The organism is Brucella lupini, from assembly GCF_002252535.1.
Taxonomy (GTDB): Bacteria; Pseudomonadota; Alphaproteobacteria; order Rhizobiales; family Rhizobiaceae; genus Brucella; species Brucella anthropi.
In genome coordinates this window covers 187,899-209,686 of record NZ_NNRN01000057.1, presented here as the reverse complement: position 1 = coordinate 209,686, position 21,788 = coordinate 187,899, and the positions used below count along the sequence as shown (strand labels likewise).

Below are 21,788 nucleotides of genomic sequence, written 5' to 3'. Positions count from 1 at the left end.
TAAAGGGCTTGGCGCGGCCCTGAAGCACGGAACCTATGGCCTTCTCCCCAATCAGGGGAACGCCCAAGGAAGATTCGGCGTCAGAATTCTCTCTTGGCGTTCCGATTCAAATGGAGAATACGCCATCTATCATAAACGTTTAGGAGTAAGAAAGGTAAGCGTAGCTTTGCACGCTCGCTTCCGCGCGATCGATAACGTTCGAAAGGCGGTTGGCATCGGGTAACTCAAGGGCTACGCTCGATCTAAGCGTTATGACGATCAATAAACTCTCCAAATGCCCCTAGCAGTTCTGTAAGTCCCATCTCATAGTCGTTGAGCACTATTTCATTTGAGTGCTGGCGCCTTCCGCGCCCGCTCTGGCTCGCCACGGCGAGAGCGGCACCATGCGTGTAGTCGACCAGTATGTGCGTCCAACAAGCGGCGTTGTTGCGCTCGCTCAACAGGCAGGTCAACTCATTGGTGATCCTCATGGCATGATCAGGAAAGATCGCTGGCCTTGCAAATATGGCCAAGGTCAAAGCTGGATAGAGAACAACCTTAGAGTAGTATGCTGAGAGAAGACTGTGGACGCGCACAAGAGCTTCACCCGTTTCAGGCGCCGCGACGTCAGCATACACAAGCTCCGCTAGCGCTTTGACAAGTCCATCTTGATCCTTGAAATGGTGATAGATCGTCATGGGATTGATGCCCACACGTGTTGCCAATGCGCGCATCGTCAGGCCGTCGAGGCCGTCGGTATTGAGTATGCTCAAAGCCTCGGAAAGAATGCTTTCCGGCGAAACAGGCATTCCATTCGCTGGTGGCCGACCTCGTCCTCTTGTCGTCATTTCATGACTTCGTAATGAGACTGGACCAATCCAGAAGGGAAGGATCTGGTGCCCTTATGCGCAAGGGCCACATCGCGATGCCCCCGACCGAAAAGAGGGCGCCCAGTACCAAGCAAGATCGGCACTCTTGTGATCACCATGTCACTGATCATGTCAAGCTCGAGGAACGATTGAATGACGCGCCCGCCATCCACATACGCGCGTCGAGCGCCTTCGGACGTCAGCATCGCCATTACGTTTCCGGGAGATTTGTCCGAAAAGTGAACCTTTCCGCTGAGTTCGTGTGGCACCTCTTGTCGTGCAAGCTGTTTCGATAGGACCAGTACTGGCCGGGTATAGAACCACTCGCCCATGCTTCGGACCGCTTCGTAGGTACCCCGCCCCATCAGAATGACATCGATATCCCTGATGAAGTCATTGTACCCATGATCCTCCCCGGCTTGATCATGCTCTAGCAGCCAATCGATATCCCCGTCTTCACGGGCAATAAAACCATCGAGGCTCGTGGCGATGAATACATGTCCAGTGACCATTTCGAACTCTTTAATTATACAATGTATAAATATCGGAGTTCGAAGTTTGTCAAGGCACTTACGGGGCCGCTCCCGCCACTTCTCGCTCATACAGATGCCTGTAAGCTTCCCAACCGTCACATATCTTTACTGATGTGTCGGCAGTCGGTCCGCTTTTTGCGCACGACAAGCAATCCAATGTCCGGAATGAAGACTCGAAGCGGTCATTTGTGGTTTTGAGTGCCAGTCAAAGTTTCGCCTATCTCGCGCCCGACCAGATCGCGTCAGTTGTTCCTATATCGAGCAACCCCGCGTCTTCATCGTGACTCGGAAGATACAACGTGAGACAGTGACCATGCACATAAATGCGACTAGTCCGGAGCCATCATCTGCCACGAGTTACATACAGATTCCCATTGAATGCACATAAATATGCGCATATATTTATCGACCAAAGGAGCATATCTTATGCCACAACTGGAATCTGCCCGGACATTCAAGCGCGCAACCAATCTTTCAATCGATAATGAGCTTCTTTCTGAAGCGCGCCGACATAAGATAAATATTTCGCGTGCAGCCGAGAGTGGAATTGCGCAGGCGCTAGCTGCTGCCAAGTCAGCACTTTGGAAAGAAGAAAATCGTCCAGCGATGCAAAGTTCTAATGCTTACGTCGAAGCAAATGGCTTACCTCTTGGACGTTATCGTCAATTCTAATGGCGAGATATGACGTTTACTCCAATCCGGGTGGCGGCTATGTGCTCGACGTACAGGCTGACCTACTGGAAGAGCTGAAAACACGTATTGTCATCCCTCTAATTATTAAAGCGCTTGCCCCCATCCCGGCGAAGCGGCTCAATCCGAGCTTCGAGATTGAAGGAGAGGAGCATGTGTTGGTTACACAGTTTATGTCGGCAATTCCGGTATCCGTATTAAAGAACCCAGTCACAAACCTTTCTGCTTCACATGACGAGATCGTATCCGCGCTCGATATGGCGTTTCATGGGTTTTGAACTCTACCGTTCAGTTATTCAAATGGATGACAACATTGATAATCAGTCAAGAAACTAAAACTTGACTTGTCGGCGGCGCGACCTACCTGGCGGCATCAATTGCGACACACTCTCTGTGCCGTGCGTTCACGTATCACCAACAAGGACTCATTTTCTCCGTTCAGTTTGCACCTGAGACAAGCGTGCGCGCTTTCCGGAGCCAGCAATTCAGAGCGGAAATCTGTCTCTGCTCCCGCGGGTTGCGTTTTCTATTTCAGGACGCTATCTCTCTCACAATGTATCGAACAGATTGATCTTGCGGCCTGACAACAGCTTCTCGTTTTTGAACCGGCTCAGGTACAGTCGTTTTTCTTGCTGACCTACGCGATTCTTGACAGAAAGCTCTCGTTCAAGTGGGTGCCTCCCAAACCTCCCGGTTTTCGCGACAGCTTGCAGTTTAAGATTTAGGTCGTTGGCCCTGGTCTTTGTGCCAGGACGTTCGGGTTGATCTCCCCCTGGAAACATTGATCGGATTTGTAAAACACCGGATTCAACATACCGAGTGAAAGGCTTCCCCACACCCGGATACGTATCCCTGCCAACACGCCTGTTCTTATATGCGACGATGAAATGGCACACCAGAGTTGCCATCCGTGACAACTATCCAAGGAACTATGTCAACTGCTGGCTCGCGGAGTTTTTATCACTACCTACAGATTGTTTTTTCCGAATCCATTGCTTGACCAAGGCATGATTACGAAAATATTCGCTCCACGAAATGCTTGATCTTATTTCCACATTAAGCATTGATCTATATATTCTACGATCGAGCCAATTCCGACTAGCAAACCAGGAGAAAATCCACGTGGCTAATGAAACGATTACAGACACAAATCCGACTGTAACGAAAACTGATGCTGCTGAACCTGTCGGCAACCAACCAAAGACGCGCGCTCCGCGGAAAAAAGCCGCACCAAAATCAAAACGAACGGGAACCGCCTCTTCTCCAGCTGCAACCAAAGTTGCTATCAAGGCCGCTAAAGCGGTCAAAGCTGCTTCAAAGGCTGAGCCGGCTACGCTACCGCCGTTGGAGCGCAAGCGCAACAAGTACACGCCGGCTCAGCGTGCCTCCATTCTCGCTTCTATCGAGAAAGCAACAAAGGGTGGAAAATCCACTCTCAAGGTTGCTTTGCAGCAGGCTGAAGTGAGTGAACAAACCTACTACAACTGGAAAAACGCTGCTGCAAAGCACAGACCCGTGTCATCTACGGGCTTGTCCGGCGATGATCTTTCGAGTTTGGTTGCACTTGAAGCGGAGAACCTCAAACTACGCAAGGAACTTGCTGCAAAACTGCGCGCCGAGAATGAGGAATTGCGTAAACGTCTCGGCCGGGCTTGAGACGAGCCGTTGCCAGTATCTGCACCAGAGACCCATCCAGACAGGTGACTCCTGCACAAGTCACCTGTTACGTATTTTCATGCCTGAATGACTTTGGAGATCAGCGCCGCGTTTTTTGTTTGGTTGCTGGATCAAGTACATCGTTCACCACTCGCTCTCAATGGGGGCGATAGATTGTCTACAACCAGCTCAGGAGGCCGATGCAGTCGTACCAGTTTTACAGCAATCCACGCCTACCCGATGACATACCAATAAGCTGCGTCCGTCCGGATCAACCTCATTTGCGATCACGTCGACAGTGCACCCGCTGGTAAAAGCGGACGCTTTCACGAAGTAGCAAATCTTGCCCCGAGAAGATGTTCTTTAGAATATCGAAGCGCGCGGCAACACCACCCGCCACCAGCACAGGTTTTCTGGCCTGCCAACCTATTGCGGCTATCAGCCGGCCCGACGGAGCCGAACTGGAGATCAATCAGGTGTGAGTGCAAGTGTCGCCTAGGTTGTGTCGGGGCTAACAGCATCAAGGAAACTCACAGTAGGAACGAAGAACAGTGAGCCTGTTACCGCACGACTGAAATCGAGAATATGATCGTAAGTGCCGGGTGGATTGCCGATGAACATATTTTCCAGCATTTTCTCGATACGAGACGGCGAACGGGCGAAGCCGATAAAATAAGTGCCGAATTCTCCTTTGCCTACTGCGCCAAAAGGCATGTTGTCACGCACGATCTGAAGCTGTTCTCCGTTCTCTTCAATGTTCGTAAGTACATTGTGAGCATAAGGCTTCTTTTGCTCATCGCGTTGCTCAATATCAGACAGCTTGTGCCGACCTATTATGTTTTCCTGTTCCTCGATCGGGACTCTGTTCCAGCTATTGAGGTCATGAAGATATTTCTGGACGATCACGTAGCTGCAGCCGGAAAATTCAGGATCCTCGTTTCCAATGAGAGTTGCTGCAAGAGCGGCCTGATCGACTGGATTTTCGGTACCGTCGACGAAACCCAAGAGATCGCGGTCGTCGAAAAACTTAAAGCCGTGCACCTCATCGGCAACGGAAACACAACCTACAAGCCGCGACATGATATGACTTGCCAACTCAAAGCACTGGTCCATGCTGTCTGCCCGGACATGGAATAGAATATCACCGGGTGTCGATACGGCGGTATGAACGCCGCGTATCTCACGGAATACATGCAACTCCTTCGGCCTCGGTGAACCGAAGAGACGGTCCCAGGCCCGCGCTCCAAAACCGGTGACGCAGGAGAGTTGCCCATTCAATCGCCGGAAACCGACACCTCGCACCAGGCTCGAAAGATCAGCGCACAGACCACGCACAGTCTTTTCTGCTTCATGACCGTCATTCATAGTCACGACCAGAAAGATCGCTGCTCTCGTCAGTTTTCCGACAACGGACTGCGAAACCGGGAGAGATGAAATATCGTCTATGGCCATGTTCACTCCGTCTCGGCAGATATTAGGTTTCCAGGGCTTGGCAACCCCTCAACTATGATTACCCAAAGCCAGACTTTCCGCCAAGCTATATCAACCGGCAACCAAAACGATCCACTTATCGGAGATAAGTGGACTTTTGCCCGGCACACACGGACAGCACGGCACGAGCTATGCACTTTCGCGCGGGTGATTGGAACAGCTGACGATGCCGCCATAACCTGCGCAAATGGTTTAAAACTGGTGTCATCGAAGGCTTCATTACTGCTTCAAACGGCTCGGCCAATTCGATCAGGTAGCGTTTGATGAACGTGCTACGATCACCAAAAAAGGACGTTGCGATCGGAACATTCCAGCAATACACCCCCGAACATCTGGCGGGGGGAAGATACAACGAACAGAGGATCGGGCGAGTTTCTAAGGCCATCTTCAATCAAATCTAATCAGGGGGCGACGTCAAATGGTCAGGCAGACGGAATGCCAAAAGCCTCGATTGTTTTAAAGATTCGCTCCGCAATAAGCGGAACTGAAAGTCACTGAACGTAAGAAACCAAGTTCGCATGGACTTCGAAAACTCTATAAATGCCCTTCCGAGACTCCCGTGATGTTCACTCGGTTCGTCAGGCTAAATTCTCTTTTAATTATGTCACGTCGTTCGCCAGCGCTGAAGCATTGACTTTTGTCAGTATCGATGACTAATGTCAGAACACCGAGGAAAGAACCCCAATGCCCGTCCGACCGATTGACCAGATCATCCATAAGGCCGCCTGGCTATATTATACGCACGGCCTGCGCCAAGACGAGGTAGCGCAGCGGCTTGAAATCTCCCGCGCTTCGATTGCGATGTATCTGCGCAAGGCCCGCGAGATGGGGATCGTCACGATCTCGACCTCCTCAGAACTGTTTTCAGACGATGTGCTGGCGCGTGAACTGGAAGACGCGACAGGCCTGAACACTGTCTGGCTGGTGCCGGAAGACCGACAAGCGATGGATCCAGCTGCTGAAATGCCTGTCGTCGCAGCTTCTGTTTTCCTTGAACTCCTCAACAAGGGCGACCGCGTCGGCGTTGCCTGGGGCCGCACCGTCTATCACATTGCCGACGTAATGCCTTTCGCAGATCTGAGCAGCGTTACCGTTGTTCAGCTCTGCGGCAATCTCGGTGCGCCCTATTCCTATAGGCCGGACCAATGCACTACGGAAATCGCTCGCCGCCTCAATGCCGAAGGCATCAACTTCTACGCGCCGCTCGTTCTCTCTTCCGAGCGCCTCGCTGACGAATTGCGCGGTGAACCTGTCATCAAAGAACAGCTCGCTACAATCCCGGACTGCAATCTGGCGCTTTATTCCGTCGGCGGTATTGAGGATGACAGCCATCTCGTTAAATGCGGCGCGCTTTCGGCTGCCGACATGCATGCCATGGGCGAAAAGGGCGCTGCCGGGGTCATTGCCGGTCAGCTCATAGATCGCGATGGCCAATGGCTGGATTGCAATCACAACAGGCGCTGCATTTCCGCCGACCTCGCCTCCATTCGCGCCATCAAGAAACGCATGCTTGTCGTGCAGGAAGACAACAAGTTCGAGCCCCTGGTGGCGGCGTTGAAGGGCGACTTTGCTTCCCATCTCGTCATTACCACCTCCATGGCGCGTCGGATTTTGGATCGCTGGAGCGAGGATGGGCTCGGCAAAGGCGGTTCAAGCAAGGCTTGAGCCAGAAAAGTTTGGGTCCGCCGATGCCGGTCGGGCCGGTTTATCGGGAGGCTGACTACCATGGAAAATCTCTGGCGCGATGACGAAGCGGAAAAGGTCATCGCCGAATACGCCGCGAAAGGCGTCAACCGCGATTTGGCGCTGCGTACCTATACGACGCGGCTTCTGGGTGGCGAGCCACGACTGGTGCTACATGGCGGCGGCAACACGTCGGTAAAAACCGAGGTAACAGACCTCGTCGGCGACACGCATGCGGTGCTCTGCGTCAAAGGCAGCGGCTGGGACATGGGAACTATCGAACCGGCAGGCCTGCCCGCTGTGAAAATCGACGCCCTTCTCAAGAGCCGCAAACTCGACAGGCTTTCGGACGAGGATATGGTGACGCTGCTGCGCGCCAATCTCATCGAACCCGCCGCTCCGAACCCTTCGGTAGAAGCGCTACTGCATGCCTTCCTCCCGCACAAGTTCATCGACCACACGCATTCGACGGCTATTCTCGCCATTGCAGATCAGGCCGAGAGCCAGAAGATGAGCACAGAACTCTTCGGCAAGAAAATGGGCTTTGTGCCCTATATCATGCCCGGCTTCGCGCTCGCCAAGGCGGCCGCCGAAGTGTTCGAACAGGACCCGACGGTTGAGGGCCTGATCCTCGACAAGCACGGCATCTTCACCTTTGGCGACACTGCGAAGGAAGCCTATGACCGGATGATCCACTATGTCACGGTCGCGGAGGATCACGTCAAGAACCACGGTCGCAATCCGTTCACGCCCGCCACCCTCCCTGCTTCGCTGGCAAGGCCCGGCGATATCGCCTCCATGCTGCGCGGCGCAGTTGCCGTCGACAAGGGAGAAGGTCGCTACGACCGGATGGTCAGCGTTTTCCGTACAACTCCGGCTATTCTCGATTTCGTCAATGCCCGCGAGGTCGCGGACATGGCGGCGCGCGGTGTCTCCACACCCGATCTTTCAATCCGCATCAAGACCGGCCCTATGGTGTTGCCCGCACCGGCCACGGATGATCTCGCCGGCTACCGTGCCGTCATCGACCAGCACGTCGCAACCTTCGTCGCCAATTACACCGAATATTTCCGTAGCAACGATGCGCGCGACGATGTCAAGCGCACCATGCTCGATCCCATGCCGCGCCTGACGCTGGTGCCCGGCCTTGGCATGTTTGGCCACGGTCGCACCTTCAAGGATGCGACCATCGCCGTCGATGTCGGCGAGATGTGGATCGAAGCAGCACGCGATGCAGAATCCGTTGGTCGCTTTGAGCCGGTCAGCCGTCCCGATCTCTTCGATCTCGAATATTGGTCGCTCGAACAGGCAAAGCTCGCGGGCGCCAAGCCGAAACCGTTCACTGGGCAGGTCGCTGTCGTCACTGGCGGTGCGGGAGCCATCGGTGCTGCCGTCGTCAAGGCCTTTGCAGCCGAGGGCGCTCATGTCGTTGCGCTCGATCTCGATGGCGAGAAGGCTTCGGCGGTTGCGAAGGCTGCCGGAAACAGTTCCATCGGCATTGCCTGCGACATCACCGATCCCGCATCTGTGCGAGCCGCCTTTGATAAGGCAGTCGCAACATTTGGCGGCGTCGATATTGTGGTGTCAAATGCCGGCGCGGCCTGGGAAAGCCCTATCGCCACGATGGACGACACGCTGCTGCGCAAGAGTTTCGAGCTCAATTTCTTCGCTCATCAGACTGTCGCACAAAATGCCGTGCGCATCATGAAGGCACAGAAAACCGGCGGCGTACTGCTGTTCAATGCCTCCAAGCAGGCGGTCAATCCGGGCGCAAAATTCGGTGCCTACGGCCTGCCGAAAGCGGCAACGCTCTTCCTGTCACGCCAGTACGCGCTGGAACACGGTGCCGACAACATCCGCGTCAATGCGGTTAATGCCGATCGCATCCGTTCCGGCCTGCTGAACGATGAGATGATTGCCAATCGGGCTGCGGCTCGCGGCCTCTCCGTCAAGGACTATATGGGCGGCAATCTGCTTGGCCTTGAAGTGACGGCTGAAGATGTCGCCCGTGCCTTCGTGCACCATGCACTAGCCGAACGCACGACGGCCGACGTGACTACCGTCGATGGCGGGAATATCGCGGCAGCCATGCGTTGATTTTTCGGGCTGGTGCAGACAACTTCCTCAGCCTTTCAGACATATAGAAAGGGGCGGTCCGATGGACCGCCCCTTCTTCATTCCGTCATGCCTAGAGCGGTTGTTTCACCGCATTATCCTACGCAAAGCCGCTTCGCACCTTTGCTGGAAATGCTCTAAATCAGGGCTTCGGCATCCATGCAGGCATGGCAACATCGGCATGGGCGAACTGCGGCAGTTTCGTGCCGAGCTCTTCCATATTCTTGATGTCCTGATCGTTGAGATCTTTCTGCGTAATCAGCGTCGGCGGCACGATGACCTGCTTGCCCGGATTTTCACCGGCCAGCAGCATGGCGAGCGAGCGCACGGAAACCTGACCAACCACAGCCGGGTTGGTCGCTGCTGTCGCGACCCATGCAGAACCGGATTCACGCATGGCGGCGATGTCGGAGGTCGAGATATCCGCCGAGTAAATTTTCACGTCGGAAGACATGCCCGCTTCGTCGACCGCAATCTTCACGCCCTTGGCGAATTCGTCATAGGGTGCAAACATCACGGTGATGTCGGGGTTGGCAGAAATCACCGAGCGCGCCTGATTGGCAACCGAATTGGCGATGGGATTATCCATCGTGCCGAATTGGGCAGCTTCCTTGATGCCCGAATATTTCGCTTTGAACTCTTTCCATTTCTCGTCACGACGGTCGAGCGGCGCGATGCCTGCGACATAGACATAGCCAGCCTTGAAGCTCTCGCCATTGTCCTTGATCGCCTGTTCAAGTGCCAAACGAGCGAGGTCATGATCGGACTGCTCGACTTGCGGGATCTTCTCGTTCTCGACATTCACATCGAAAGCGACCACCTTGATGCCCGCGTCGACCGCACGCTTGGCGGCTTCCTTCATAGATTCAGTCAGGCCGTGCTGGATGATGATGCCCTGCACACCAAGCGCAATGGCCTGATCGACCATATCGGCCTGCAGAGCTGCATCCTGACGGCTGTCGAACACCTGAAGCTGGACGCCCAGCGCCTTGGCCTGTGCTTCAACGCCCGCGAGGTAAGACTGGAAGAAGTCGCCGGTCGACAGATAGCGCACGAGTGCGATCTTCACCTCACCCGGCTTGTCGAAAGGTTTCGGCATATCCGCCGCAAGGGACGGCGTGGCAAATGTTGCTGCAGCCATCAGCCCGAGCGTCAGCTTGCCCAGGGTTCTACGCGTGAAATTCATGTCAGTCTCCTCCACTGATCAATATTGTTAGCCCGCTGAAGGTTCCCGCCTCAGCGTTTGCCTCTTTTCGAGAGCGCAAAGGTGAAAATCAGGGCGATGACGAGCACCGCGCCCTTGACGAAATCCTGGGTGTAGTAAGGCGCGTTCATCATCGTCAGGCCCTGCAAAAGAATGCCGACGAAGAGAGCGCCAACGGCAGTGCCGAACGCATTCGGCTTGGCAGCGCCAAGCACTGCGAAACCAATGAGGGCTGCGGCAACGGCATCGAGAAGCAGATTATTGCCCGAGGCGATATCCCCGCGCCCGAGGCGGGCGGCAAGCAGAATGCCGCCGATCGAGGCGAAGACGCCGGAGATGATATAGGCCGAGATCTTGTAGGCATTGACCGGCGCGCCGGCGAGGCTTGCCGCGCGCTCATTGGAGCCGACAGCGTACATCATCCGGCCGAAGCGGGTATATTCAAGGAAGAACCAGATGACGATGGCCAGCACGATCAACACGACCACCGAAACTGGCACCAGATTGGGCAGGATGAAATCGAAACGATGACGGCCAAGCGCGAGGAAGGCCGGGCTGAAAGCGCCCGTTGCCGTCGAGCCATCCGGCAACGTCATGCCCGTTGCAATCGAGCGTCCTTCGGTCGGGATACGCTGCAGGCCGAGCAGCAGGAACATCATTCCAAGCGTCGCCAGAAGATCGGGAACGCGCATATAGACGATGATGATCCCGTTCACCAAACCGACGAGCACGCCCACGGCTAGGCAGACGAGTGTCGCTGTCAGGGCGTCACCACCCATGACCACCATCACATAGGACGAAGCCATCATGGCGGTAGTCGCAACCGAGCCAATGGAAAGATCGAAACCGCCGACAACGAGTGTCGCGGTGACACCAAGTGCAAGAATACCGGTGATCGACACGGATTGCAGGATAAAGACCGCGCTCTGGGGCGAAGCGAAACCACCGGTTACAGCCGAGAAATAGAGCACCATGCCAGCAAGCAGCACGAGGAAGCCATATTTGATCGCGGTTTCCCGGATATTCAGGACCGCAGGCGGAACTGCGCCGGTGGCGGCGGATTTGCTCTGTTCACTTATCATCATGCACTGACCTGTTGATGGGATTGTCCGGCAATCTCGGAGAGCAGCCGCTCGACATCGACGTCGACATTGCGGTGCTCGCCTACGATGGTGTGTTCCGACATCACGAGAATGCGGTCGGCGACTTCGAAGGCTTCATCGAGCTCCGTCAGGAAAAGAATTGTGGTGCGCCCCGCCGCAGAAGCGCGCAGCTTCTCACCTATGTCGCGACGAGCGGCGATATCGACGCCCTGGAAGGGCTCATCGAGGATGAGCAGTCGCGATGGCTCGGAAAGCCAGCGGCCAACCATAACCTTCTGCTGGTTGCCGCCCGACAGCGTCTGCATCTCGTCACGCTCATTGCGGCAGACGACACCGAGCGACGAAATCTGCTGGCGCGCCGTTGCCTTCTCTGCCCGTCGGCTTGAAATGCCGAAAGTCGAAAGCCGGCGTAAGAATGGCAAGCTGATATTCTCGTAGATATTGAAGTCCGGCACGATGCCGCTAATCGCACGGTCCTTGGCGACAAGGAAAACGCCTCTAGCAATCGCCTGACCCGTTGTCTTCGGTGCATAGTTCACGCCATCCAGCGTCATTTCGCCTGCTTCCGGGGCCCGCGCACCAAACAGCGTTTCAGCAAGTGCCGTCTTGCCGACTCCAACAAGACCCGTGACTGCGACGATCTCGCCATCGCCGAGATCGAAATCGAAGGGTCGCGCCTGTTCGGAAAGCTTAAGGCCCCGCACGCTGAAGACCGGGCGACTTGCGTCGCGCACGGCAACGGCACCAGCCGACACCTTGCGCCCCAACATGGCATTGACCGCGCCCTCGTAATCGAGTTCCGGCCCCTCGAAACGGCCCGTGATGCGACCGTCGCGCAGCGACACGATGCTGTCGGCAAGGCGACGAATATCCGACATGCGATGCGAGATATAGAGAATGGCGACACCCCGCGCCTTCAACCGATCAACGAGGTCGAACAGACGATCCGCCTCGGCACTGGAAAGCGACGACGTCGGTTCGTCGAGGATCAGCACTTTCGGTTCATGCGCCATGGCACGCGCAATCGCCACCATCTGGCGATCCGCAAGTGTCAGGTCAGTGATATTGGCCGAAAGGTCGATGGCAAGGCCCATGCGCGAGGCGACCGCCGCCGCTTCGCGACGCACCCGGCGCGGATTGAAAAAAAGCCGCGCACCACGCCCGTTCAACCGATCGAGCGTGAGATTGGTCGCCACATCGAGATCGGCGACGACGCCGTCATTGATGTTCTGATGCACTGTGACAACGCCGGCACGGATTGCCTCGGCGGGCGTCGCTGGATCAAAGGCAGCATCTGCCAGCGTGATGGTGCCGCCACCACGCGTGTAGACGCCCGAGAGGATGCGCACGAGCGTCGATTTTCCGGCGCCGTTGGCACCCATCAAAACCGTCACTGCGCCTGCTTTGAGGTCGAGGTCAACACCTTGCAAGACCGTCACCGGTCCAAAGGATTTGCGCACGTCCTCAATGCGAAACACTGGCTGTTCGCTCATAAATTCCTCCCACTGACGCCACGTTAAGATAGGCCACCATCAAATGTCAAGGCCATTGACATTTGACAGAATGATGCCTTAGCTGTGGGAAAGACGGCATGGCGGCGCATGGTGGAGGCGGCCCATGCGCAGGAGGAGAGCATTATGGACAGCCACGTCTTCGAGGCGCTGAGTACAGAGACATTGCCAGTTCGGCTTGGCGGCAATGCCGCCCTGAAAGAGAAGGTCGGAAGCGATTCGTCGCGTTGGGCCATCCGGGAAGTCGGTGATGGCAATCTCAATCTGGTCTTCATCGTCACAGGCGAAGCGGGCGCTGTGATCGTCAAGCAGGCGCTGCCTTACGTGCGCCTCGTCGGCGAAAGCTGGCCGCTTCCACTCAAGCGCTCGTTTTTCGAATATCACGCTCTCAAGCGCCAGGGCGCGCGTGACCCGGGTATGGTACCGGAAATCCTGTTCTTTGACGAAGCCCAGGCAATCATCGTCATGGAATTCCTGACCCCACACATCATTCTGCGCCGCGCTTTGATTGACGGTCGCGAACTTCCCAAGATCGGTCGTGACCTCGGCCTCTTCGTTGCTCGTACTCTTTTCCGGGGGTCCGACCTTTCCATGGTGACCCGCGAGAAGAAGGCGGATGTCGCTTTGTTCTCTGACAATGTCGAGCTTTGCGACATCACGGAAAATCTCGTCTTTTCCGATCCCTATTTTGAGGCAAAGCTCAATCACCACACCACACCGCAGCTCGATCCAATCGTGGCGGAATTGCGCGCCGACCGCGAGCTCAAGGTGGAAGCGCAGCGGCTGAAACACCTCTTCTCTGCCAAGACTGAAACACTATGCCATGGCGACCTGCACACCGGTTCGGTCATGGTGACCGACGATGAGACCCGTGTCATCGATCCGGAATTTGCCTTTTACGGTCCGATCAGCTTCGACGTCGGTATGCTGATCGCCAATTTCTGGATGAGCTATTTTTCACAGGCTGGTCATGAGACTGCACCCGGCGCTCGCGACAGCATGCGTGCCTACCTTCTGGATACGATCGACACACTTTGGGAAACGTTCCGCGCCGAATTCGCTGGCCTGTGGCGTACGGAGCGTAAGGGTATCCTCTATCAGGCAAGCCTCTTCGAAGATCGCCAGGACCCGCTTGCCGCCGAACAGGCACTCAACATCGTCATCGACGAGATTTGGCACGAAATGCTGGGCTTTGCTGGCATCGAAACCCATCGCCGCATCCTGGGCCTTGCCCACAATGCCGATTTTGAAACCATCACCGACCCCGACCGCCGCGCTTCTTGCGAGAGCAAGGCGCTGAAGTTCGGGCGTCACCTCGCCGTCAACCGGCAGCGCATCCATAGTCTTCGGGATATCCGAGAGACCGTGGAGCGGCTTGAAAAGGAGATTCTCGCGTGAAAGTCGGAGAACGCCACTACCATACGATCTGGCTGAACGAAGACGGTCGCTCCGTTGACATCATCGACCAGCGCTGGCTGCCGCATGAATTCCGTGTCGTGACACTGAAAACCGTCGCCGATGTCGCCGATGCAATCCGCGACATGTGGGTACGCGGCGCGCCGCTGATCGGCGTCACCGCCGCCTACGGCGTCGCCATCGCGATGGCGAAAGACCCCTCGGATGCTCACCTCGATGCCGTATGGGAAGAACTCAACGAGACCCGCCCCACCGCCATCAACCTGCGCTGGGCGCTGAATGCGATGCGCGAATATCTGCGTCCATTGCCTGAGGCGGAACGTGCGGATGCTGCCTATAAGCGTGCCGCCGAGATCGCCGAAGAAGATGTTGAGCTCAACCGCGCAATCGGCGCGAACGGCCTCGATGTCATTCGCGAGATCGCTTCGAAAAAGAATCCGGGCGAGCCCGTGCGCATCCTTACCCATTGCAACGCAGGCTGGCTTGCTACCGTCGATTATGGCACCGCGACCGCGCCGATCTATATGGCCGTCGAGGAAGGAATCCCGGTCCATGTCTATGTCGATGAGACGCGTCCGCGCAATCAGGGTGCCTATCTGACGGCTTGGGAAATGAACGGCCATGGTGTGCCGCACACGCTGATCGTCGACAATGCCGGTGGACATCTGATGCAGCACGGCGATATCGATATGGTGATCGTCGGCACAGATCGCACCACTGCAAACGGCGATGTCTGCAACAAGATCGGCACCTACCTCAAGGCGCTCGCGGCGCGTGACAACGACGTGCCGTTCTATGTTGCACTCCCCTCGCCAACCATCGACTGGACGGTGCATGACGGTGTCAAGGAAATCCCGATCGAAGAACGCACCGCCGACGAAGTGAGCTTCGTCCAGGGCCGCGCCGCCGATGGATCCATTGCGAGCGTCCGCATCTCGCCCGAAGGCAGCCCTGCCGCCAATCCCGCCTTCGATGTCACGCCAGCCCGCCTCATCACCGGCCTCATCACGGAGCGCGGCATCGCAACGCCGTCGCCTGAAGGCCTGAAGGCGCTCTTCCCGGAAAGGAGCTGAGACGATGGTTCTGACCAACGAAAAATCCACCGAGGAAATCGCACTCGGCATCCGTCGACGGGTCTTCTTCCATACGATGAAGAACAATGGCGGCTATCTGAGCCAGGCCTGCTCCGCCGCCGAGAGCCTTGCGCTGCTCTACAATGAGTTGCTGACGCTCGGCGAGCCAACCCTGCCGAAAGTGCCGTTGCCTTTCCGTGGCGTGCCTTCGGCGCATAATCCGGATGCCTTCACCGGCGCCGGATATCATGGTCCCGTCGGTCCGAACTTCGACCGCTTCTTTATCTCGCCTGCCCATTATGCGCTCGTCATCTATTCCGCGCTGATCGAAATGGGACGGATGGACGAACACGCGCTTGATCATTTCAACAAGGATGGCGGCTCCGTCGAAATGATCGGCGCCGAACATAGCCCCGGCATGGAAGTGACCACAGGATCGCTGGCCCAGGGGCTTTCCATGGCGTCAGGCGTCGCCTGGGCGCGGCTGCGTAAAAAGGAGCCCGGCAAAGTCTGGGTCTATATGTCCGACGGCGAATTCCAGGAAGGCCAGACCTGGGAATGTCTTGCGGCAATGAGCTATCACAAGATCGACAACATCCGCGTGATCGTCGATGTAAACCGCCAGCAATGCGACGGCGCCATGTCTTCCGTGCTCGACCTTGGCGACCTTGCGTCCCGTGTGGCGTCCTTTGGGGTCACCTGCCGTTCGGTGGATGGCCACGATCTGGGCGCACTACGTGCAGCTGCCGAGAGCGCGGAGGCTGACAAGCCACTTGTCATCCTCGCCAACACCTCGCCTTACCAGGGCATGGATTTTCTGAAGAAGCGTTTCCCGCGCCTGCACTATGTCCGATTCAAGAGCGCGGAAGAGAGGCAGGAAATGCAGACGGCACTTGCCATCGAACTCGGTATCGATCTCACTGCGATGGAAAGGGCCTGACAATGGTCGAAATCGTCAACCGCCCTTACGCCAAGGCTTTCGAAGCCTTCGCCACCGCGCGTCCGGAAGTTCTGTGCCTTTCAGCTGATCTCACCTCGTCTTGCGAAGTCGATGGTTTTCGCGATCGGCATCCGGAGCAGTTTCTCACTCTCGGCATGGCCGAACAGAACATGTTGTCCTTTGCTGGCGGTCTCGCCATGCAGGGGTTCCGGCCGTTCATCCATACCTTTTCGGTCTTCCTCTATCGACGGCCCTACGACCAGCTGATCAACTCGATTGCCTATTCCAACCGCAAGGTGCGATTAATGGGGTTCCTTCCCGGCATCACCACACCGGGCGGCATTACGCATCAGGCGATTGAGGATATTGCCGTGTTACGCGCGGTACCGAACATGACGATCCTCGAAACGGGCGATGCGACGGAAGTCGAGACTGTGTTGGAAGTCGCTGACAGCATCGACGGCCCGGTCTATGTGCGCATCCTGCGCGGCGAAGTACCTCGTCTGTTTTCAACGCCTTTTGAATTCAATAAGCTACGCACGCTCTCGGAAGGCGATGACATCCTCGTCGTCTCTTCCGGCGTATGTACCGAGGAAGCGCTGCGCGCCACTGGCCCACTTGCCGCGCGTGGTGTCGGGATCCATCATCTTCACGCCTCCACGCTGAAACCTTTCGATAAGGACGGTCTCCTGAGAGCCGCGCGCGGCAAGAAAGGTATCGTCACGCTGGAAAACCACACCATCATCGGCGGCCTCGGCTCGCTGGTCTCGGAAATCCTTGCGGAAGAAGGGCTTGGTATCCGCCTCAAGCGCCTTGGTCTCAACGACACTTTTGCGCACGGCGCCTCGAAGCCATATCTCATGAAGAAATATGGGCTGGATGCTGGCGCTCTGGTTTCGGCAATTGAAGAACTTGTCGGCAAGAATCTCGCCATCGGCGAAGAGGAACTGGTGGAAGTGCGCCTCGATCATGTGCATTCCGCACAGAAGGCCGAGGCGCTTTGATGGCACCGCGCTTTACGGTTACCTATTTCGTGCGCGCCGCCGACGAGGCGGAGGCCAAAGCGCGTGCGCTCGACATCGCGCTGGAACAGACCGTGGAAATCCCGCGCAACGTCGTGCCGAAAGGCTATGTCGAGGACGAGATACTCGGTCGGTTGGAAAGCCTGCTCCAGGATCCCGAAGGCAGACCGGGATTTCTCGCCGCAATCTCCTATTCGGAGGACGATATCGGCGGGGATTTCCTGCAGTTTCTCAACATCGTCTTTGGTAACAGCTCCATCAAGCCCGGCATCAAGGTCGAGGATATCGGCCTGTCGCCGGGCCTGCTTGATCTGTGCAAGGGACCACGCCACGGCATAGTAGGCCTGCGTGCCCGCGCTGGCATCGGCGAAAAGCCGCTCTTGATGTCCGCCATCAAGCCGGTCGGCCTGTCGACTACGGAGCTTGCCCGCCTCGCCCATGATTTCGCGCTGGGCGGTATGCATTTTGTGAAGGACGACCACGGTCTCGTCGACCAGAAGACCGCTCCCTTCGAGGAGCGGCTGAAGGCCTGTATTGAGGCGATCGGCGAGGCGAATGCGAAGAGCGGCGGTCGCACGAGTTTCGTTCCTAACATCACAGGCCCTGCAACCGCGATCATCGAGCGGGCAAAACAGGCGCAGGAATACGGCGCAGGCGGTGTAATGATCGCTCCAGCGCTTGCAGGCTATGATATCGTGCGTACACTTGCTGCAGATCCGGATTTTTCCCTGCACATCGTCTCGCACCCGGCCTTTTCCGGCGCCAACGTCGTCTCACCTGATTGTGGCTTCTCGCACCGTGCCTTTTTTGGCACACTGCACCGCCTGATGGGCGCTGACGCCGTGGTCTATCCAAATTTCGGTGGCCGTTTCGGCTTTACTCGCGAGGAATGTCAATCGATCGCAAAGACCTGCTCCGTGGATATGGGTGGTCCCAAGGCCATCGTCGCGGCACCCGGCGGTGGCATGACCTTCGCCCGCATCCCGGAAATGCGCGAAGCTTACGGCAATGACATCATGTACCTCGTCGGCGGTGCACTGCTGTCGGAGCCTGATCTGGTCAGCGCATGCAAACGCCTTGTTGCCGCAACGGAGTGAACAATATCGAACTGCACCCCGCCACGATGGAGGTTCATTGATCGATCGCCAACGTTATGGCTCCCCTCTGCTTCAGTAGCCTCGCTTGCGGTCAATCTCCCCCATAAGCGCTTCGCCCTTCTGCAGCCGCTGCAGATTTTCAACGAGTATGTCAGCCGCTCCATGGCTGTCAGTCACGCAAGCGATATGGGGTGTAAGGATTACTTTTGCATGCGACCAAAGGGGATGCGCCGATGGAAGTGGCTCAGGTGCAGTCACGTCAATGAAAGCCGACGAAAGATGTCCACTATCGAGAGCTGTAAGAAGGGCATCATAATCCGTATGCGGCCCGCGACCGACCAGAACCACACTTGCCCCCGTCGGCAGGCGCGCAATAAACCCGGCATTGATCAAGCCTTCCGTTTCCGCCGTGAGCGGCAGAAGGCAGACAAGTATATCTGTCTGTGCAACGAATTCGTGAAGCCCATCCTCACCGGAAAAACACTGCACACCCTCAATATTCTTCTCGCTGCGGCTCCAGCCGGACAATGGGAAACCGAAAGGCTTGAGCGCTGTCAACGCGGCCTGGCCAAGATATCCAAGCCCCATTACACCCACCCGGCGGCGATGCGCACTTGGCTGAGGAAGCGTCTGCCAAATCTCGTCACGGCTTTGTTTCAGATAAGCGGGCAATTGCCGGAATACGGACAGCACGGCGAGCGTCACATATTCCTGCATCATCCGTGCAAGACCTGGCTCGGTCATGCGGACAATGCGAACGTGAGAAGGGATATCTGCTTCAAGAAATTGCTCTACACCCGCCCCACTTGAGAAAATGATTTCCAATGCAGGGAAGCGCTCCGCCAGCTCTTCAGGAGCCTGCCAGCATAGCAAATGACGAACCCTTGCCGCAGTGTCTGCATCTAACGCGCCGGAGAGGAACTCCATCTCCGGCAGTTCGTGGGCAAACACGTCGCGAATCTGCTCGGTCCGCGCCGCATCCAGATAACAATAGAAAGCCATGACGCCTCCAGCGCGACACAAGGCATGTGTCACGCGTAAATTTGGATCAATGATTGAGAACGCGGCGCAGGAAGTCCTGTGTACGCGGATGCTGGGGTGCGCCGAGCACGTCCTTGGCCTTACCCTGTTCAACGATGACACCGCCGTCGAGAAAAAGCACACGGTCAGCTACGTCGCGGGCAAAGCCCATCTCGTGCGTCACTACCAGCATGGTGAGCCCCTCATCGGCAAGACTGCGCATGACATCAAGCACATCGCCCACCAATTCAGGATCGAGCGCAGACGTGGGCTCATCGAAAAGGATTGCCTGCGGCCGCATCGCCAAGGCGCGGGCAATCGCAACACGTTGCATCTGACCTCCGGAAAGCTGGCCCGGATAATGGTTGGCCCGGTCTCCGAGACCCACGCGCTGAAGCAGATGCTCGCCATACTTGCGCGCTTCGGCCGGCTTTTCACCTTTGACGTAGACCGGCCCCTCAATGACATTCTCAAGTGCGGTTCGATGGGGAAACAGGTTGAACCGCTGGAAAACCATCGCCATTCGCGTGCGAATATCGTGGATCGAACGATCCTTCGCGTTGACCCGCTGGCCTTCGATCAGAATATCGCCGCCCTGATAGGTTTCCAGCCCGTTCAGGCAGCGCAGCATCGTGGATTTTCCCGAACCGGAGGGACCTATGAGGCAGACCACTTCACCCTTCTGCACATCAGCACTGATGCCCTTGAGAACCTGAAGCGGACCATAGGATTTGGTGACGTTCTTTATTTCAATCATCGCCATGATCAGTGTCCGTTTCTTTTACCAAAGAGCTTTTCGAGGCGCCCGACAGCCATCATCAACGGCAAGCTCAGGCAGAGGTAGAACATGGCAACCAGCGTATAGACGCTCATGTTTTTGAAGGTCGAAGAGGCAAGCAGCTGACCTTGTAGAGTTAGTTCAGCAACGGTGATGGCCGATGCCTGCGAGCTGTCCTTCAACAGCATGACCATGATGTTGCCGTAAGGCGGCAGGATCACGCGAACAGCCTGCGGCAGGATCACGCGGCGCATCGTCATGAACCAGCCCATACCGATGGACTGCGCGGCTTCCGTCTGTCCATGGTCGATGGCTTCGATACCAGCGCGGAAATTTTCTGCCTGATAGGCCGAATAGGCAATGCCGAGACCGATGATACCAGCCTGAAGAGCGGACAGCGCAATGCCGAATTCCGGTAGAACGAAGTAGATATAGAACAGCTGCACCAGAATGGGGATACCGCGGATCACATTAACGATAGCTGCGGCAATAGCCGACACCCAGCGAATCCCCGATACCCGCATCAGCGCCCAAACGAGCCCCAGAAGCGTCGAAAGGACAAGGGAACCCAGGGTCACGAGAAGCGTGTATTTCACGCCTTCCAGCAAGATCGGGAAGAACTCGCGGATGTCCATGAGAAAATTTTGCATTGGCTTTAACTCTATTTATTTGGCGCGATCAAACGGGGATTAGGCCTTGCGGCCGGTAGGCCCCGTCTCGTGCGCAGACCGAAAAGCATGAAGAGCTTCAGCTCGGACGCGCGCGTGGAGCACACCTGAAATTTCGAGCATGGGGATTGATCCCCATGCTCGCACTGGAATTATTTCAGTCCGTATTTCGCAAGAATTTTCTGAAGCGTACCGTCCGACTTGATGCGGGCAATGGCCGCGTTGATCTTGGGCATACGTTCATCACCTTTACGCAGGGCCAGGCCAAACTCGCCGCCAGCCGAAGCTTCATAACTCTCGACCATCTTCACCTTGGGGAACCGGCCCTGAGAGAGGTAATAGGCAGCCATCGGACCATCCCCGAAACCGGCATCGATACGCCCGGCGTTCACGTCGGCAATGATATCGGGAATGCCCTTGTAGACCTTAACATCGCTGAACAGCCCGCTCTTCTTGAAGAGATCGACGAAAGTGGTCCCCACCTGCACGCCGATGGTCTTGCCCTTGAGATCCGCATAGGTCTTGTATGCGGTATCATCCGAAACCGGTACGAAGACGCCTTCGCCATAACCATAGACAGGATCAGAAAAGTCCACGACCTTTGCCCGCTCTTCCGTGATGAACATTGCCGAAGCAATCATGTCGATCTTGTTCGAGGTTAGCGATGGCACGAGCGCCGAAAACTGCACGGCTTCGAATTCCGGCTTGATGCCGATATCCGATTCAATGGCCTTGACCACATCGACCAATACGCCATCCATCGCCTTGGTTTCCGTGTTCACAAAAGTAAACGGCAAACCGGTGGGCGAAGAGCCTACTTTGACGACCTCCTGGGCCAAGGCAGGCATCGCGCCCCCCATGATGACCGCCATAGCCGCCAGACCGAAAATTTTCTTGAGACGCATGACATTCTCCTTCCTAAATGCAGCGATAAGCCTGT

The 21,788-nt window shown here is 56.4% G+C and carries 21 protein-coding genes; 11 read left to right on the top strand and 10 right to left on the bottom strand.

The genetic code is table 11. From position 1 onward, the window contains the following. A partial coding sequence (locus CES86_RS27745) for a hypothetical protein (protein WP_208617836.1) occupies positions 1–223 on the top strand: 223 nt, incomplete at its 5' end. A 19-nt stretch (positions 224–242) separates the two neighbouring features. On the opposite strand, the gene CES86_RS22545 is transcribed toward CES86_RS27745, so the two are convergent. Both CES86_RS22545 and CES86_RS22540 read right to left on the bottom strand, forming a co-directional pair. Continuing rightward, positions 243–788: a TetR/AcrR family transcriptional regulator gene (locus CES86_RS22545; RefSeq protein WP_235819995.1), complete on the bottom strand. Its 546-nt coding sequence runs from the start codon at positions 786–788 to the stop codon at positions 243–245. Positions 789–823: 35 nt separating this feature from the next. Further along, on the bottom strand, positions 824–1,360 hold the full coding sequence (locus CES86_RS22540) for a dihydrofolate reductase family protein (protein ID WP_094515494.1): 537 nt from the start codon (positions 1,358–1,360) through the stop codon (positions 824–826). Between the two features lie 447 nt (positions 1,361–1,807). Here CES86_RS22540 and CES86_RS22535 point away from each other — a divergent pair, with 447 nt between their 5' ends. From CES86_RS22535 to CES86_RS22520, 3 genes are all read left to right on the top strand, one after another. Further along, positions 1,808–2,053: a type II toxin-antitoxin system CcdA family antitoxin gene (locus CES86_RS22535; protein ID WP_010660453.1), complete on the top strand. Its 246-nt coding sequence runs from the start codon at positions 1,808–1,810 to the stop codon at positions 2,051–2,053. Next, positions 2,053–2,349: a CcdB family protein gene (locus CES86_RS22530; RefSeq protein WP_010660454.1), complete on the top strand. Its 297-nt coding sequence runs from the start codon at positions 2,053–2,055 to the stop codon at positions 2,347–2,349. The genes CES86_RS22535 and CES86_RS22530 overlap by 1 nt, the downstream gene beginning before the upstream one ends. An 844-nt stretch (positions 2,350–3,193) precedes the next feature. Next, positions 3,194–3,727 (top strand): transposase, encoded by a 534-nt coding sequence (locus CES86_RS22520; RefSeq protein ID WP_094515485.1) that lies wholly within the window; start codon positions 3,194–3,196, stop codon positions 3,725–3,727. A gap of 495 nt (positions 3,728–4,222) precedes the next feature. Here CES86_RS22520 and CES86_RS22515 read toward each other — a convergent pair whose 3' ends face one another. Continuing rightward, entirely contained in the window at positions 4,223–5,179 is a 957-nt protein-coding gene (locus CES86_RS22515) for a Dyp-type peroxidase (protein WP_036588342.1), read from the bottom strand. A gap of 723 nt (positions 5,180–5,902) precedes the next feature. On the opposite strand from CES86_RS22515, the gene CES86_RS22510 reads away from it, so the two are divergent. Together CES86_RS22510 and CES86_RS22505 are read left to right on the top strand one after the other, a co-directional pair. Continuing rightward, positions 5,903–6,883 (top strand): sugar-binding transcriptional regulator, encoded by a 981-nt coding sequence (locus CES86_RS22510; RefSeq protein ID WP_029928557.1) that lies wholly within the window; start codon positions 5,903–5,905, stop codon positions 6,881–6,883. 60 nt (positions 6,884–6,943) lie between these two features. After that, complete coding sequence (locus CES86_RS22505) at positions 6,944–8,998, top strand: bifunctional aldolase/short-chain dehydrogenase (protein WP_010660462.1); 2,055 nt, start codon at positions 6,944–6,946, stop codon at positions 8,996–8,998. 160 nt (positions 8,999–9,158) lie between these two features. On the opposite strand, the gene CES86_RS22500 is transcribed toward CES86_RS22505, so the two are convergent. Genes CES86_RS22500 through CES86_RS22490 form a run of 3 tightly spaced genes read right to left on the bottom strand, consistent with a single transcriptional unit; the run spans position 9,159 to position 12,816 of the window. Then, complete coding sequence (locus CES86_RS22500) at positions 9,159–10,202, bottom strand: substrate-binding domain-containing protein (protein ID WP_010660463.1); 1,044 nt, start codon at positions 10,200–10,202, stop codon at positions 9,159–9,161. Positions 10,203–10,252: 50 nt separating this feature from the next. Further along, entirely contained in the window at positions 10,253–11,302 is a 1,050-nt protein-coding gene (locus CES86_RS22495) for an ABC transporter permease (RefSeq protein ID WP_029928559.1), read from the bottom strand. Beyond that, on the bottom strand, positions 11,302–12,816 hold the full coding sequence (locus tag CES86_RS22490; RefSeq protein ID WP_029928561.1) for a sugar ABC transporter ATP-binding protein: 1,515 nt from the start codon (positions 12,814–12,816) through the stop codon (positions 11,302–11,304). Before CES86_RS22490 ends, CES86_RS22495 begins: the two co-directional genes overlap by 1 nt. 144 nt (positions 12,817–12,960) lie before the next feature. Here CES86_RS22490 and mtnK point away from each other — a divergent pair, with 144 nt between their 5' ends. From mtnK to CES86_RS22465, 5 genes are read left to right on the top strand one after another with little or no spacing between them, the layout of a single operon-like run. After that, positions 12,961–14,232: an S-methyl-5-thioribose kinase gene (gene mtnK, locus CES86_RS22485; RefSeq protein ID WP_029376151.1), complete on the top strand. Its 1,272-nt coding sequence runs from the start codon at positions 12,961–12,963 to the stop codon at positions 14,230–14,232. Beyond that, positions 14,229–15,323: an S-methyl-5-thioribose-1-phosphate isomerase gene (mtnA, locus tag CES86_RS22480; RefSeq protein WP_010660467.1), complete on the top strand. Its 1,095-nt coding sequence runs from the start codon at positions 14,229–14,231 to the stop codon at positions 15,321–15,323. Before mtnK ends, mtnA begins: the two co-directional genes overlap by 4 nt. Before the next feature lie 4 nt (positions 15,324–15,327). After that, on the top strand, positions 15,328–16,263 hold the full coding sequence (locus CES86_RS22475; protein WP_010660468.1) for a transketolase: 936 nt from the start codon (positions 15,328–15,330) through the stop codon (positions 16,261–16,263). A 2-nt stretch (positions 16,264–16,265) separates the two neighbouring features. Then, a complete protein-coding gene (locus CES86_RS22470) occupies positions 16,266–17,267 on the top strand; it encodes a transketolase family protein (protein WP_011983111.1) in 1,002 nt (333 codons plus the stop codon). Further along, positions 17,267–18,382: a RuBisCO large subunit C-terminal-like domain-containing protein gene (locus CES86_RS22465; protein WP_010660470.1), complete on the top strand. Its 1,116-nt coding sequence runs from the start codon at positions 17,267–17,269 to the stop codon at positions 18,380–18,382. The genes CES86_RS22470 and CES86_RS22465 overlap by 1 nt, the downstream gene beginning before the upstream one ends. Positions 18,383–18,454: 72 nt before the next feature. Here CES86_RS22465 and CES86_RS22460 read toward each other — a convergent pair whose 3' ends face one another. The 4 genes from CES86_RS22460 to CES86_RS22445 form a co-directional block, all read right to left on the bottom strand. Next, the gene (locus tag CES86_RS22460) at positions 18,455–19,384 is read right to left on the bottom strand and encodes a 2-hydroxyacid dehydrogenase (protein WP_094515484.1); all 930 of its coding nucleotides are present in this window, start codon (positions 19,382–19,384) and stop codon (positions 18,455–18,457) included. Between the two features lie 46 nt (positions 19,385–19,430). Further along, positions 19,431–20,159, bottom strand: a complete 729-nt coding sequence (locus tag CES86_RS22455; protein ID WP_010660472.1) for an amino acid ABC transporter ATP-binding protein — start codon at positions 20,157–20,159, stop codon at positions 19,431–19,433. A gap of 8 nt (positions 20,160–20,167) precedes the next feature. Continuing rightward, a complete protein-coding gene (locus tag CES86_RS22450) occupies positions 20,168–20,830 on the bottom strand; it encodes an amino acid ABC transporter permease (RefSeq protein ID WP_011983115.1) in 663 nt (220 codons plus the stop codon). A gap of 170 nt (positions 20,831–21,000) precedes the next feature. Further along, entirely contained in the window at positions 21,001–21,753 is a 753-nt protein-coding gene (locus CES86_RS22445) for an ABC transporter substrate-binding protein (RefSeq protein ID WP_010660474.1), read from the bottom strand. Positions 21,754–21,788: the final 35 nt, after the last annotated feature.

What these genes read in the sequence shown, in the direction of transcription:
- CES86_RS22545 (WP_235819995.1), bottom strand. Translation starts at nt 788, where the DNA reads ATGCCTGTTTCGCCGGAAAGCATTCTTTCCGAGGCTTTGAGCATACTC.
- CES86_RS22540 (WP_094515494.1), bottom strand. Translation starts at nt 1,360, where the DNA reads ATGGTCACTGGACATGTATTCATCGCCACGAGCCTCGATGGTTTTATT.
- CES86_RS22535 (WP_010660453.1), top strand. Translation starts at nt 1,808, where the DNA reads ATGCCACAACTGGAATCTGCCCGGACATTCAAGCGCGCAACCAATCTT.
- CES86_RS22530 (WP_010660454.1), top strand. Translation starts at nt 2,053, where the DNA reads ATGGCGAGATATGACGTTTACTCCAATCCGGGTGGCGGCTATGTGCTC.
- CES86_RS22515 (WP_036588342.1), bottom strand. Translation starts at nt 5,179, where the DNA reads ATGGCCATAGACGATATTTCATCTCTCCCGGTTTCGCAGTCCGTTGTC.
- CES86_RS22510 (WP_029928557.1), top strand. Translation starts at nt 5,903, where the DNA reads ATGCCCGTCCGACCGATTGACCAGATCATCCATAAGGCCGCCTGGCTA.
- CES86_RS22505 (WP_010660462.1), top strand. Translation starts at nt 6,944, where the DNA reads ATGGAAAATCTCTGGCGCGATGACGAAGCGGAAAAGGTCATCGCCGAA.
- CES86_RS22500 (WP_010660463.1), bottom strand. Translation starts at nt 10,202, where the DNA reads ATGAATTTCACGCGTAGAACCCTGGGCAAGCTGACGCTCGGGCTGATG.
- CES86_RS22495 (WP_029928559.1), bottom strand. Translation starts at nt 11,302, where the DNA reads ATGATAAGTGAACAGAGCAAATCCGCCGCCACCGGCGCAGTTCCGCCT.
- CES86_RS22490 (WP_029928561.1), bottom strand. Translation starts at nt 12,816, where the DNA reads ATGAGCGAACAGCCAGTGTTTCGCATTGAGGACGTGCGCAAATCCTTT.
- mtnK (WP_029376151.1), top strand. Translation starts at nt 12,961, where the DNA reads ATGGACAGCCACGTCTTCGAGGCGCTGAGTACAGAGACATTGCCAGTT.
- CES86_RS22475 (WP_010660468.1), top strand. Translation starts at nt 15,328, where the DNA reads ATGGTTCTGACCAACGAAAAATCCACCGAGGAAATCGCACTCGGCATC.
- CES86_RS22470 (WP_011983111.1), top strand. Translation starts at nt 16,266, where the DNA reads ATGGTCGAAATCGTCAACCGCCCTTACGCCAAGGCTTTCGAAGCCTTC.
- CES86_RS22465 (WP_010660470.1), top strand. Translation starts at nt 17,267, where the DNA reads ATGGCACCGCGCTTTACGGTTACCTATTTCGTGCGCGCCGCCGACGAG.
- CES86_RS22460 (WP_094515484.1), bottom strand. Translation starts at nt 19,384, where the DNA reads ATGGCTTTCTATTGTTATCTGGATGCGGCGCGGACCGAGCAGATTCGC.
- CES86_RS22455 (WP_010660472.1), bottom strand. Translation starts at nt 20,159, where the DNA reads ATGATTGAAATAAAGAACGTCACCAAATCCTATGGTCCGCTTCAGGTT.
- CES86_RS22450 (WP_011983115.1), bottom strand. Translation starts at nt 20,830, where the DNA reads ATGCAAAATTTTCTCATGGACATCCGCGAGTTCTTCCCGATCTTGCTG.
- CES86_RS22445 (WP_010660474.1), bottom strand. Translation starts at nt 21,753, where the DNA reads ATGCGTCTCAAGAAAATTTTCGGTCTGGCGGCTATGGCGGTCATCATG.